Origin of the sequence: Pseudomonas versuta (genome assembly GCF_001294575.1) — a bacterium.
Lineage (GTDB): Bacteria > Pseudomonadota > Gammaproteobacteria > Pseudomonadales > Pseudomonadaceae > Aquipseudomonas > Aquipseudomonas versuta.
In genome coordinates this window covers 4507277-4520577 of the sequence record NZ_CP012676.1, presented here as the reverse complement: position 1 = coordinate 4520577, position 13301 = coordinate 4507277, and the positions used below count along the sequence as shown (strand labels likewise).

The following is a 13301-nucleotide window of genomic DNA, read 5'->3' as shown; positions in this document are numbered from 1 at the left end:
AATGGCTAAGGTATTCGCAATAGCGAACCAAAAGGGTGGTGTGGGTAAAACCACCACCTGTATCAACCTCGCAGCATCGCTGGTCGCGACCAAGCGCCGCGTGCTGCTGATCGACCTCGATCCACAGGGCAACGCCACCATGGGTAGCGGTGTGGATAAACATGGTCTCGAGAATTCGGTTTACGACCTGTTGATCGGTGAGTGTGATCTGGCCGAAGCCATGCACTACTCCGAGCACGGTGGTTACCAGCTGTTGCCGGCTAACCGCGATCTGACTGCGGCAGAGGTCGTGCTGCTCGAAATGCAGATGAAAGAAAGCCGTCTGCGTACTGCGTTAGCGCCGGTTCGTGAGAGCTACGACTACATCCTGATTGATTGCCCGCCGTCGCTGTCGATGCTGACCTTGAACGCCCTGGTTGCTGCCGATGGGGTAATTATCCCCATGCAGTGCGAGTATTTCGCACTTGAAGGCTTGAGCGATCTTGTGGATAACATCAAGCGTATCGCTGAGCTGTTGAACCCGAACCTGAAAATCGAAGGTTTGCTGCGGACCATGTACGATCCGCGTCTGAGTCTGATGAACGATGTTTCGGCCCAGCTCAAGGAACACTTCGGTGAGCAACTTTATGACACCGTGATTCCGCGCAATATTCGTCTGGCAGAAGCGCCAAGCTACGGCATGCCTGCTCTGGCCTATGACAAAAACTCCCGTGGCGCGATTGCTTACCTTGCCCTGGCGGGCGAGCTGGTTCGTCGTCAACGTCGTACCTCCCGCACTGCTCAGCCAACTTAAGGAAATCCCATGGCCGTCAAGAAACGAGGTCTCGGACGCGGACTGGATGCTCTCCTGAGTGGTCCTACGGTCAGCTCGCTGGAAGAGCAAGCGGTCAAGGTCGATCAAAGCGAACTGCAACATTTGCCTCTGGACTTGATCCAGCGCGGTAAATACCAGCCTCGTCGAGACATGGACCCCCAGGCACTTGAAGAACTGGCGAGTTCGATCAAGTCTCAGGGCGTGATGCAGCCGATCGTGGTGCGTCCGATCGCTGGCGGGCGTTTTGAGATCATTGCCGGTGAGCGCCGCTGGCGCGCAAGCCAGCAAGCGGGTAAAGACACTATCCCGGCGATGGTCAAAGATGTGCCGGATGAAACTGCCATCGCGATGGCATTGATCGAAAACATCCAGCGTGAAGACCTCAATCCGATTGAGGAAGCTGTGGCCTTGCAACGTTTGCAGCAAGAGTTCCAGCTGACTCAGCAACAAGTGGCCGATGCTGTGGGTAAGTCCCGAGTGTCTGTGGCTAACTTGTTACGGTTGATTTCATTGCCGGAAGTGATCAAAACCATGCTGTCCCATGGCGACCTTGAAATGGGTCATGCTCGGGCATTGCTCGGTTTGCCTGAAAATCAACAGGTTGAAGGGGCGCGACACGTTGTCGCACGCGGCCTGACAGTGCGTCAGACCGAAGCTCTGGTTCGCCAGTGGTTGAGCGGCAAGCAAGAGCCTGCTGAACCGGTCAAAGCTGATCCGGATATTACCCGGCTCGAGCAGCGTCTGGCCGAGCGCCTAGGCTCTGCGGTGCAGATCCGCCACGGAAAGAAGGGAAAGGGCCAGTTAGTAATTGGTTACAACTCTCTTGACGAGCTTCAAGGGGTGCTTGCTCACATCCGCTGAAACATTTCCTTATGTAGCGCGCAGTCGGAAATCACTACCTGACAGTTGAATAGGGGCTTAAGCGCCCCTATACTCTGCGCGCATTTTGTCGGCACAAATTATGCCAAGTTTTTTCTTTTGGCAGCCGACCTTTGAGGAGCAGTTGTGATGGAAACCCGCACGCCAAACCGCTTGCCGTTCCATCGCTTGGCGGTATTTCCAGTTTTACTGGCTCAATTTGTCGTTTTATTGCTGGCTGCTCTGGGGCTCTGGCAATGGCATGGAGTCGTAGCCGGATATTCAGGACTCTGCGGAGGCCTGATTGCTTTGCTACCCAATGTGTATTTTGCTCACAGAGCTTTCCGGTTTTCCGGCGCTCGAGCAGCGCAAGCCATCGTCCGGTCGTTTTACGCCGGTGAGGCAGGCAAATTAATTTTGACGGCAGTGCTGTTCGCGCTGACGTTTGCAGGTGTGAAGCCATTGGCGCCGTTAGCTGTTTTCGGTGTCTTCGTGCTGACCCAACTGGTCAGCTGGTTCGCTCCCCTGCTAATGAGAACAACACTTTCGAGACCTTAGGGCGTTTGAGGCAACCATGGCAGAAACAACCGCTTCGGGCTATATCCAGCACCACTTACAGAACCTGACCTTCGGGCAGCTACCTGATGGTGGCTGGGGCTTTGCTCACACCGTTGCAGAAGCTAAATCAATGGGCTTTTGGGCGTTCCATGTCGATACTCTCGGCTGGTCGCTGTTTGTCGGTCTGATCTTCATCCTCGTATTCCGCATGGCGGCCAAGAAGGCAACTTCCGGTCAGCCAGGCGCTCTGCAGAACTTCGTGGAAGTACTGGTGGAGTTCGTTGATGGCAGCGTGAAAGACAGTTTCCACGGTCGTAGTGCAGTTATCGCTCCACTGGCACTGACAATTTTCGTCTGGGTGTTCCTGATGAACGCCATCGACCTGATCCCGGTTGACTGGATTCCTCAGTTGGCGATTTTGATCACGGGCGATGAGCACTTCCCGTTCCGTGCCGTACCGACGACTGATCCGAACGCAACCATGGGCATGGCCCTGTCGGTATTCGCGCTGATCATCTTCTACAGCATCAAAATCAAGGGCATCGGCGGCTTCGTCGGTGAGCTGACCCTGCACCCTTTTGGCAGCAAGAATATCTTTATTCAAGCGCTGCTGATTCCGGTGAACTTCCTGCTCGAATTCGTGACGCTGATTGCCAAGCCAATCTCGCTGGCACTGCGTCTGTTCGGCAATATGTATGCTGGCGAACTGGTATTTATCCTGATCGCCGTAATGTTCGGCAGCGGCCTGCTTTGGCTTAGCGGTCTGGGCGTGGTGCTGCAATGGGCGTGGGCTGTATTCCACATCCTGATCATCACCTTGCAAGCGTTCATCTTCATGATGTTGACCATCGTTTACTTGTCGATGGCACACGAAGATAACCACTAAGACCCGTCTCGACGAGTCTGGCGCCCTCCTGTTCCGGCATGTGGGCGTCGCAAAATGATTTTGTTTTACCGCTTTAATCTAAAAAACCTAAACCATACGACGTAAAAGTCGGGAGGAAAGATGGAAACTGTAGTTGGTCTAACCGCTATCGCTGTTGCACTGTTGATCGGCCTGGGCGCACTGGGTACCGCAATTGGTTTCGGCCTGTTGGGCGGCAAGTTCCTGGAAGGCGCAGCGCGTCAGCCAGAAATGGTTCCAATGCTGCAAGTTAAAATGTTCATCGTTGCCGGTCTGCTCGACGCCGTAACCATGATCGGTGTTGGTATTGCACTGTTCTTCACCTTCGCGAACCCCTTCGTTGGTCAACTCGCTGGCTAATCACTCGAATTTTCGAGTTGATTAGAGTGATGGACAACGAACGAGCGAGGTGTTGGCGTGAACATTAATGCAACCCTGATTGGCCAGTCCGTTGCGTTCTTCATTTTTGTACTGTTTTGCATGAAGTTCGTGTGGCCTCCGGTCATCGCGGCATTGCAAGAACGTCAGAAGAAGATTGCGGCTGGACTGGACGCTGCTAACCGAGCAGCTCGCGACCTGGAGTTGGCCCAAGATAAAGCGGGTCAACAACTGCGCGAAGCTAAGGCTCAAGCAGCTGAAATCATTGAGCAAGCCAAGAAACGCGGTACTCAGATCGTAGACGAAGCCCGTGAACAGGCTCGCGTTGAAGCTGACCGTGTGAAGGCTCAGGCTCAGGCCGAGATCGAACAGGAAATCAACAGTGTCAAAGACGCGCTGCGTGCCCAATTGGGTAGCCTGGCCGTTGAAGGCGCTGAAAAGATCCTGGGTGCCACAATCGATCAAAACGCGCACGCGGAGCTGGTTAATAAACTGGCTGCTGAAATTTAAGCGAGGGCGATCATGGCAGAATTGACCACGTTGGCCCGACCTTACGCTAAGGCAGCCTTCGAGCACGCCCAGGCCCACCAGCAACTGGCCTCTTGGTCAGCCATGCTCGGCCTGGCTGCAGCAGTGTCGCAAGACGACACTATGCAGCGCGTGCTCAAGGCCCCGCGACTGACGAGCGCAGAAAAGGCCGCCACGTTTATTGACGTGTGCGGCGACAAGTTCGATGTGAAAATGCAGAACTTCATCCACGTCGTTGCCGAAAACGACCGTCTCCCGCTATTGCCGGAGATTGCCGCTCTGTTTGACCTGTACAAGGCCGAACAAGAGAAGTCGGTAGACGTTGAAGTGACCAGTGCTTTTACATTGGACCAAGAACAGCAAGACAAACTCGCCAAGGTTCTCAGTGCACGACTCAACCGGGAAGTGCGCCTGCAAGTTGCGGAGGATGCCAGCCTTATAGGTGGTGTCATCATCCGCGCCGGCGACCTGGTTATCGATGGCTCGGTTCGCGGAAAACTCGCAAGCCTTGCCGAAGCATTGAAATCTTGAGTTTGAAGGGGCAGCAGAGCAATGCAGCAACTCAATCCTTCCGAAATAAGTGAAATTATCAAGGGCCGCATCGAAAAACTCGATGTGACCTCCCAAGCCCGTAACGAAGGCACCATCGTCAGCGTATCTGACGGTATTGTGCGGATTCACGGTCTGGCCGACGTAATGTATGGCGAGATGATCGAGTTTCCGGGCAGCGTCTTCGGCATGGCCCTCAACCTGGAGCAAGACTCTGTAGGTGCTGTTGTATTGGGCGCATACACGACTCTGGCTGAAGGCATGAGCGCCAAGTGCACTGGCCGTATCCTGGAAGTTCCGGTTGGTAAGGAACTGCTGGGTCGCGTTGTCGACGCACTGGGTAACCCAGTTGATGGCAAAGGTCCGCTGAACAACACCGAGACTGATGCAGTCGAGAAAGTTGCTCCAGGCGTGATCTGGCGTAAGTCGGTAGACCAGCCTGTACAGACTGGCTACAAGGCTGTCGATGCCATGATCCCTGTCGGCCGTGGCCAGCGTGAGCTGATCATCGGTGACCGTCAGATCGGTAAAACCGCTCTGGCGATCGACGCGATCATCAACCAGAAGAACAGCGGCATTTTCTGTGTATACGTTGCGATCGGTCAGAAACAATCGACTATCGCCAACGTGGTTCGCAAGCTGGAAGAAAACGGCGCGTTGGCTAACACCATCGTCGTTGCTGCCAGTGCTTCCGAATCCGCAGCGCTGCAGTTCCTGGCACCGTACTCCGGTTGCACCATGGGCGAATACTTCCGCGACCGCGGTGAAGACGCACTGATCGTTTATGACGATCTGTCCAAGCAAGCAGTGGCTTACCGCCAGATTTCCCTGCTGCTGCGCCGTCCACCAGGCCGTGAAGCTTACCCGGGCGACGTGTTCTATCTCCACTCCCGTCTTCTGGAGCGCGCATCCCGCGTATCCGAAGAGTACGTAGAGAAGTTCACCAACGGCGCAGTGACCGGCAAAACCGGTTCCCTGACCGCACTGCCGATCATCGAAACTCAGGCTGGCGACGTTTCCGCGTTCGTTCCGACCAACGTGATTTCCATCACTGACGGTCAGATCTTCCTGGAATCGGCCATGTTCAACTCCGGGATCCGTCCTGCAGTGAACGCCGGTGTTTCGGTATCCCGTGTGGGTGGTGCCGCTCAGACCAAGATCATCAAGAAGCTGTCCGGTGGTATCCGTACCGCTCTGGCTCAGTACCGTGAACTGGCGGCATTCGCCCAGTTCGCATCTGACCTGGACGAAGCGACCCGTAAGCAACTTGAGCATGGTCAGCGCGTTACCGAGCTGATGAAGCAGAAGCAATACGCACCTATGTCGATCGCTGACATGGCGCTGTCGCTGTATGCCGCTGAGCGTGGGTTCCTGACTGACGTCGAAATCACCAAGATCGGTAGCTTTGAACAAGCGCTGATTGCTTACTTCAACCGCGATCACGCCGAGCTTATGGCGAAGATCAACGTTAAAGGTGACTTCAATGACGAAATCGATTCTGGCATCAAAGCCGGTATCGAGAAGTTCAAGGCCACCCAAACCTGGTAAGCCGCAGCGGGAGCCGCAAGGCTCCCGCTTGCTAACCTGATAGGTGTTACATGGCAGGCGCAAAAGAGATTCGCAGTAAGATTGCGAGCATCAAAAGCACGCAAAAGATTACCAGCGCCATGGAAAAAGTGGCGGTCAGCAAAATGCGCAAGGCACAAATGCGCATGGCTGCTAGCCGTCCTTATGCGGAGCGCATCCGCCAGGTTATTGGGCATTTGGCCAACGCCAACCCGGAATACCGCCACCCTTTCATGATCGACCGCGAAGTTAAGCGTGTAGGTTATGTGGTTGTGAGCAGTGACCGTGGTTTGTGCGGTGGTTTGAATACCAACCTGTTCAAGGCTTTGGTCAAGGACATGGCGGTAAACCGTGAAAACGGCGTCGAGATTGATCTGTGCGTGGTCGGCAGCAAAGGTGCGGCTTTTTTCCGTAACTTCGGCGGTAATGTCGTCGCTGCAATCAGCCATCTGGGTGAAGAACCGTCGATCAATGACTTGATCGGCAGCGTTAAGGTGATGCTGGATGCTTACCTGGAAGGCCGTATTGATCGCCTGTCCGTGGTGTCCAACAAGTTCATCAATACCATGACGCAACAGCCGACTGTGGAGCAATTGATTCCACTGGTGGCGACCCCGGATCAAGAACTCAAGCACCACTGGGACTATCTCTACGAACCGGACGCCAAAGAGCTGCTAGACGGCTTGATGGTTCGTTACGTGGAGTCGCAGGTGTACCAGGCGGTGGTCGAGAACAGTGCAGCTGAACAAGCTGCGCGGATGATCGCGATGAAGAACGCCACTGATAACGCCGGTGATTTGATCAGCGATTTGCAGCTGATCTACAACAAGGCGCGTCAGGCTGCGATCACCCAAGAGATCTCGGAAATCGTCGGCGGCGCTGCCGCGGTTTAACGGTTCAAATATTCAGAGGATCCAGCTATGAGTAGCGGACGTATCGTTCAAATCATCGGCGCCGTGATCGACGTGGAATTTCCACGCGAAAACGTACCGAGCATCTACAACGCGCTGAAAGTACAAAGCGCGGCCGGAACCACTCTGGAAGTTCAGCAGCAGCTGGGCGACGGCGTGGTTCGTACCATTGCGATGGGTTCCACCGAGGGCTTGAAGCGCGGTCTGGAAGTCACCGACACTGGCGCAGCCATCTCCGTACCGGTCGGTAAAGCGACTCTGGGCCGGATCATGGACGTTCTGGGCAACCCGATCGACGAAGCTGGTCCGATTGATACCGAAGAGCGCTGGGGCATTCACCGTCCTGCACCGTCCTTCGCTGATCAAGCCGGCGGCAACGACCTTCTGGAAACCGGCATCAAGGTTATCGACCTGATCTGCCCGTTTGCAAAAGGCGGTAAGGTTGGTCTGTTCGGTGGTGCCGGTGTAGGCAAAACCGTAAACATGATGGAACTGATCCGTAACATTGCCATGGAACACAGCGGTTACTCTGTGTTTGCTGGTGTGGGCGAACGTACCCGTGAGGGTAACGACTTCTACCACGAGATGAAGGACTCCAACGTTCTGGACAAAGTGGCACTGGTTTACGGTCAGATGAACGAGCCGCCGGGTAACCGTCTGCGCGTAGCACTGACCGGCCTGACCATGGCCGAGAAGTTCCGTGACGAAGGTAACGACGTACTGTTGTTCGTTGACAACATCTACCGTTACACCTTGGCCGGTACTGAAGTATCCGCACTGCTGGGCCGTATGCCTTCCGCAGTAGGTTACCAGCCGACTCTGGCTGAAGAGATGGGTACTCTGCAAGAGCGCATCACTTCGACCAAGAACGGTTCGATCACTTCGATCCAGGCGGTATACGTACCTGCGGATGACTTGACTGACCCGTCGCCTGCGACCACCTTCGCCCACTTGGACGCCACCGTCGTACTGTCCCGTGACATCGCATCCCTGGGTATCTACCCGGCGGTCGATCCACTCGACTCGACTTCGCGCCAGCTGGACCCGATGGTAATCGGCCAGGAACACTACGACACCGCTCGCGGCGTTCAGTACGTGTTGCAGCGTTACAAAGAACTGAAGGACATCATTGCGATCCTGGGTATGGACGAGCTGTCGGAAGTCGACAAGCAGTTGGTATCCCGCGCTCGTAAGATCCAGCGTTTCTTGTCTCAGCCGTTCTTCGTGGCAGAAGTCTTCACTGGCGCTTCGGGTAAATACGTTTCCCTGAAAGACACCATTGCTGGCTTCAAAGGCATCCTCAACGGTGACTACGACCACCTGCCAGAACAAGCGTTCTACATGGTCGGCGGCATCGAAGAAGCGATCGAGAAAGCCAAGAAACTGTAATTCCGGCGCCCGGTAACGGGCGCTAATCAGGTTGAGGCAATCAGATGGCTAATATGATGACAGTCCATTGCGATATCGTCAGTGCGGAAGGAGAAATCTTTTCCGGTCAGGTCGAGATGGTGATTGCGCACGGCAGCCTGGGTGATCTTGGTATCGCTCTGGGTCACGCTCCGCTGATCACTGAACTCAAGCCAGGTCCGATCCGCCTGATCAAACTGGGTGGAGAAGCCGAGGTGTTTTACATCTCTGGTGGTTACCTCGAGGTTCAGCCGAACATGGTCAAGGTTCTTGCCGACACCGTGCAACGTGCTGCCGACCTGGATGAAGCCTCCGCTCAGGCAGCCGTCAAGGCAGCCGAGAAGGCACTGAACGAGAAGGGCGCAGATTTCGATTACGGATCTGCTGCTGCACGTCTGGCCGAGGCCGCAGCTCAGCTGCGCACCGTCCAGCAAATCCGCAAAAAGTTCGGCGGCTAAGCCTCCTGCTTCATTGTGTGATTGATTAAAAAGGGTAGCCTCGGCTACCCTTTTTCTTTTTCCGCGAATTACTTTTGGTCGCAACCGCTGACCACCCAGGATTGGTAGCCAGTCATGTCTCTCGATATCGTTATTCTCGCTGCGGGTCAGGGCACCCGCATGCGTTCGGCCCTGCCCAAGGTTCTTCACCCCGTAGCCGGCAACTCAATGCTCGGGCATGTTATCCACAGTGCCCGGCAACTGAAGCCGACAGGCATCCACGTTGTTATCGGGCACGGTGCCGAACTGGTCCGCGAACGTCTGGCGGCTGATGATCTGAACTTCGTATTGCAGGACAAGCAACTGGGCACAGGACATGCCGTAGCCCAGGCGCTGCCATTTCTGACCGCGCAGAACGTGCTGATTCTGTACGGTGATGTACCGTTGATCGAAGTCCCGACCCTGGAACGTTTGCTTACGCAGGTTGGCTCGCAGCAACTGGGTCTGCTGACCGTTAACCTGGCTGACCCGACCGGCTATGGCCGCATCGTGCGTGACGCCGAAGGCAAGGTCTGCGCCATCGTCGAGCACAAGGACGCCACCGAGGCTGAACGTGCTATCACTGAAGGCAACACTGGCATCCTGGCATTGCCAACCGCGTGTCTGGCTGACTGGATGAGCCGGCTGTCGAATAACAATGCACAGGGCGAGTACTACCTGACCGATGTAATCGCGATGGCAGTTACTGATGGTTTGGTGGTGGCCACCGAACACGCCCACGATCCGATGGAAGTGCAGGGCGCCAACGACCGTAAACAACTTGCGGAGCTTGAGCGTCATTACCAGCTACGCGAAGCCCGTCGCCTGATGGGGTTGGGTGTGACCCTGCGTGATCCGGCGCGCTTTGATGTGCGTGGCGAAGTCACGGTCGGGCGCGATGTCATGATTGATATCAACGTGATTCTTGAAGGTCGCGTTGTTATTGAAGATGACGTGGTGATTGGTCCCAACTGTGTGATCAAAGACAGCACCCTGCGCAAAGGGGTCGTGGTCAAGGCCAACAGCCATATCGACGGTGCCGTGATGGGTGAGGGTAGCGATGCCGGTCCTTTTGCCCGTTTGCGCCCGGGGAGCGTGCTCGATGCCCGCGCCCATGTGGGTAACTTTGTAGAATTGAAAAACGCCCACCTCGGCGAAGATGCCAAGTGCGGTCACCTGACTTACCTGGGTGATGCCGAAGTCGGCCCACGCACCAACATTGGCGCGGGCACCATCACCTGCAATTACGATGGCGCCAACAAATGGAAGACCGTGTTGGGAGCCGACGTATTTATTGGTTCGAACAACTCGCTGGTTGCACCTGTGGATATCTTGAACGGTGCAACCACGGCAGCCGGATCGACCATTAATCAGAACGTCGCGGCTGAACAACTGGCTGTTGGCCGGGCCCGCCAGCGCAATATCGATGGGTGGAAGCGTCCGGCAAAGCTGCCAAAGCCTTGATTTAAAGTTATCCACAAGCCAAAACAGGTGTTTTGTGGGTAAAACTAGTTGTCGTATAACTGTTTAAAATCAGCAAGTTAGCAAAAGCCTTATCCACTGCCTGTGGATAAGGCTTTTTTTATCGGCGTCCATGTCAGTCAATCGCTCCGGCCTGCGCCAGCGCAGTGAGTTATTCACTGCCCACAAGCTGCAAAAAATTGTTGACGATGATTACGGGATCGGGTCTCATTGCTTTCGTTATCTTTCGAAACGAAACTTAGGCCGTCATGTCGAAACGCAATACGCCTCAACGCAGACACAACATCCTGGCTTTGCTCACGCAGCAAGGTGAGGTCAGTGTGGATGAGCTAGCCAAGCGCTTCGAAACTTCCGAAGTGACGATTCGCAAGGATCTGGCTGCACTCGAAAGTAACGGTCTGTTGCTGCGTCGTTACGGTGGTGCCATCACCATGCCGCAAGAGTTGGTGAGTGATCCCGCCCAGCCTGTTTCGCTTTATAAGCAAGCCATTGCCCGTGCGGCAGTTGGCCTGATTCGGGAACACGCACGCATCATCATCGACAGCGGTACCACCACGGCGTCGATGATTCCACAATTGGGTCAGCAACCTGGCCTGGTAGTAATGACCAACTCGTTGCACGTCGCCAGAGCCCTGAGCGAACTCGAACATGAACCTGTGTTGCTGATGACCGGTGGTACCTGGGACCCTCACTCCGAGTCCTTTCAGGGCCAGGTGGCTGAGCAGGTGCTGCGTTCATACGATTTCGATCAATTGTTTATTGGCGCTGATGGAATCGACCTGTTGCGTGGAACCACAACCTTTAACGAGTTGTTGGGCTTGAGCCGGGTCATGGCTGAGGTCGCGCGTGAAGTGATTGTGATGGTCGAGTCCGACAAGATTGGCCGCAAGATACCCAACCTGGAGCTGCCTTGGAGCAGCGTCCATACCCTTATTACAGATGATCGCTTGCCCATGGAGGCACGCGAACAGATTCAGGCCCGGGGCATAACCCTGTTATGCGCCGCCCTAAGCTAGGAGAATTTTATGTGTGGAATCGTTGGCGCAGTCGCTGAACGCAATATCACGGCCATTCTGCTTGAAGGCCTGAAACGTCTTGAATACCGGGGCTACGACAGCGCCGGTGTTGCAGTCTTTACCAACAACGGCACGCTGGAACGCATGCGTCGCAACGGCAAAGTGGCCGAGCTTGAACAAGCCCTGGCCGGTGAGCCCTTGGCAGGGCGTCTGGGCATTGCCCACACCCGTTGGGCCACCCATGGTGCACCCAGCGAGCGTAACGCTCACCCGCATTTTTCGGGTTCCGACCTTGCCGTTGTCCACAACGGCATCATCGAAAACCACGAGGCCTTGCGCGAACAACTTAAAGGTTTGGGTTACGTCTTCACCTCAGACACCGACACCGAAGTGATCGTCCACCTGCTCAATCACAAACTCAAAGAACAAAGCGACCTGACCGAAGCCTTGAAAGCTACGGTTAAAGAGCTGCACGGTGCCTACGGTCTGGCCGTTATCAGTGCCAAACAGCCGGATCGCCTGGTTGCCGCACGCAGTGGTAGCCCATTGGTGATTGGTTTGGGCCTGGGCGAGAACTTCCTGGCTTCCGATCAGTTGGCTTTGCGTCAGGTAACTGACCGTTTCATGTACTTGGAAGAAGGTGATATCGCCGAAATCCGTCGTGACAGCGTGCATATCTGGGACGTGAACGGTAAAAGCGTGCAGCGTGAAACCGTACAGTACCGTGATGGTGCTGAAGCGGCGGACAAAGGTGAATACCGTCACTACATGCTCAAGGAAATTCACGAGCAACCAGCGGTGGTGCAACGCACCCTGGAAAACCGTCTGGGTCAGGACCACGTACTGGTTCAGGCATTCGGTCCACAGGCCGCTGAACTGTTCGCCAAAGTGCGCAATGTTCAGATCGTTGCCTGCGGTACCAGCTATCACGCGGGGATGGTTGCCCGTTACTGGCTCGAAAGTCTGGCCGGCATTCCATGCCAGGTAGAAGTGGCCAGCGAGTTCCGTTATCGCAAAGTGGTGGTCCAGCCGGACACCCTGTTTGTTTCGATCTCGCAATCGGGCGAAACCGCTGACACCCTGGCGGCGCTGCGTAATGCCAAAGAACTGGGTTTCCTCGGCAGCCTGGCAATTTGTAACGTAGGCATCAGCTCGCTGGTACGTGAATCTGACCTGACCCTGCTGACCCAGGCTGGCCGCGAAATTGGCGTGGCATCGACCAAAGCCTTCACCACCCAGCTGGTTGGTTTGTTGTTGCTGACCTTGTCCTTGGGCCAGGTGCGCGGGACCCTCGAAGCCGGTGTCGAAGCGCAATTGGTTGAAGAACTGCGCCGCTTGCCTGCGCGTTTGGGTGAAGCGCTGGCGATGGACGCGACCATTGAAAAAGTCGCAGAACTGTTCGCCGACAAGCATCACACCCTGTTCCTTGGCCGTGGCGCTCAGTTCCCGGTAGCGATGGAAGGTGCACTCAAGCTGAAAGAAATTTCGTACATCCACGCTGAAGCTTATCCAGCTGGCGAGTTGAAACACGGCCCCCTGGCGCTTGTGGATAACGACATGCCAGTGGTCACTGTTGCGCCCAACAACGAACTGCTGGAAAAACTGAAGTCCAACCTGCAAGAAGTTCGCGCCCGTGGCGGTGAACTGATTGTGTTCGCGGATGAGCAAGCTGGCATGAGCAACGGCGAAGGTACCCATGTGATCAACATGCCGCATATCCATGATGTGCTGGCGCCGATCCTCTACACCATTCCGCTGCAATTGCTGTCTTACTATGTCGCCGTGCTCAAAGGCACCGACGTGGATCAACCGCGTAACCTGGCTAAATCGGTCACCGTGGAATAAATTTCACTG

Annotated in this window: 14 protein-coding genes; all 14 read left to right on the top strand. The window is 55.4% G+C overall.

Translation table 11 applies throughout. The features are described from left to right. Position 1: 1 nt before the first annotated feature. The 14 genes from AOC04_RS20205 to glmS all read left to right on the top strand — a co-directional run bounded on the left by AOC04_RS20205 (position 2) and on the right by glmS (position 13292). The gene (locus tag AOC04_RS20205; protein WP_003437990.1) at positions 2 to 793 is read left to right on the top strand and encodes a ParA family protein; all 792 of its coding nucleotides are present in this window, start codon (positions 2 to 4) and stop codon (positions 791 to 793) included. Between the two features lie 9 nt (positions 794 to 802). Further along, entirely contained in the window at positions 803 to 1675 is an 873-nt protein-coding gene (locus AOC04_RS20200) for a ParB/RepB/Spo0J family partition protein (RefSeq protein ID WP_060696342.1), read from the top strand. Between the two features lie 147 nt (positions 1676 to 1822). Beyond that, on the top strand, positions 1823 to 2230 hold the full coding sequence (locus tag AOC04_RS20195; protein WP_003437994.1) for a F0F1 ATP synthase subunit I: 408 nt from the start codon (positions 1823 to 1825) through the stop codon (positions 2228 to 2230). A 16-nt stretch (positions 2231 to 2246) separates the two neighbouring features. Continuing rightward, the gene (atpB, locus tag AOC04_RS20190) at positions 2247 to 3116 is read left to right on the top strand and encodes a F0F1 ATP synthase subunit A (RefSeq protein ID WP_060696341.1); all 870 of its coding nucleotides are present in this window, start codon (positions 2247 to 2249) and stop codon (positions 3114 to 3116) included. Positions 3117 to 3236: 120 nt separating this feature from the next. After that, positions 3237 to 3494, top strand: a complete 258-nt coding sequence (gene atpE / locus AOC04_RS20185; RefSeq protein WP_002555987.1) for a F0F1 ATP synthase subunit C — start codon at positions 3237 to 3239, stop codon at positions 3492 to 3494. A 57-nt stretch (positions 3495 to 3551) separates the two neighbouring features. Next, the gene (locus tag AOC04_RS20180) at positions 3552 to 4022 is read left to right on the top strand and encodes a F0F1 ATP synthase subunit B (protein WP_060696340.1); all 471 of its coding nucleotides are present in this window, start codon (positions 3552 to 3554) and stop codon (positions 4020 to 4022) included. 12 nt (positions 4023 to 4034) lie between these two features. Continuing rightward, entirely contained in the window at positions 4035 to 4571 is a 537-nt protein-coding gene (locus AOC04_RS20175) for a F0F1 ATP synthase subunit delta (RefSeq protein ID WP_060696339.1), read from the top strand. A gap of 21 nt (positions 4572 to 4592) precedes the next feature. Beyond that, complete coding sequence (gene atpA, locus AOC04_RS20170; protein WP_003438001.1) at positions 4593 to 6137, top strand: F0F1 ATP synthase subunit alpha; 1545 nt, start codon at positions 4593 to 4595, stop codon at positions 6135 to 6137. 50 nt (positions 6138 to 6187) lie between these two features. Continuing rightward, positions 6188 to 7048, top strand: a complete 861-nt coding sequence (gene atpG, locus AOC04_RS20165) for a F0F1 ATP synthase subunit gamma (protein WP_003438003.1) — start codon at positions 6188 to 6190, stop codon at positions 7046 to 7048. Positions 7049 to 7075: 27 nt separating this feature from the next. Further along, positions 7076 to 8455, top strand: coding sequence for a F0F1 ATP synthase subunit beta (gene atpD / locus AOC04_RS20160; RefSeq protein ID WP_003438005.1), 1380 nt, complete (start codon positions 7076 to 7078; stop codon positions 8453 to 8455). Between the two features lie 56 nt (positions 8456 to 8511). Next, positions 8512 to 8931, top strand: a complete 420-nt coding sequence (locus AOC04_RS20155) for a F0F1 ATP synthase subunit epsilon (RefSeq protein ID WP_060696338.1) — start codon at positions 8512 to 8514, stop codon at positions 8929 to 8931. 114 nt (positions 8932 to 9045) lie between these two features. Then, positions 9046 to 10413, top strand: a complete 1368-nt coding sequence (glmU, locus tag AOC04_RS20150; RefSeq protein WP_060696337.1) for a bifunctional UDP-N-acetylglucosamine diphosphorylase/glucosamine-1-phosphate N-acetyltransferase GlmU — start codon at positions 9046 to 9048, stop codon at positions 10411 to 10413. Between the two features lie 266 nt (positions 10414 to 10679). Then, positions 10680 to 11447 (top strand): DeoR/GlpR family DNA-binding transcription regulator, encoded by a 768-nt coding sequence (locus tag AOC04_RS20145; RefSeq protein WP_060696336.1) that lies wholly within the window; start codon positions 10680 to 10682, stop codon positions 11445 to 11447. Between the two features lie 9 nt (positions 11448 to 11456). Beyond that, positions 11457 to 13292: a glutamine--fructose-6-phosphate transaminase (isomerizing) gene (gene glmS / locus AOC04_RS20140; protein ID WP_060696335.1), complete on the top strand. Its 1836-nt coding sequence runs from the start codon at positions 11457 to 11459 to the stop codon at positions 13290 to 13292. The last annotated feature ends 9 nt before the right edge of the window (positions 13293 to 13301 follow it).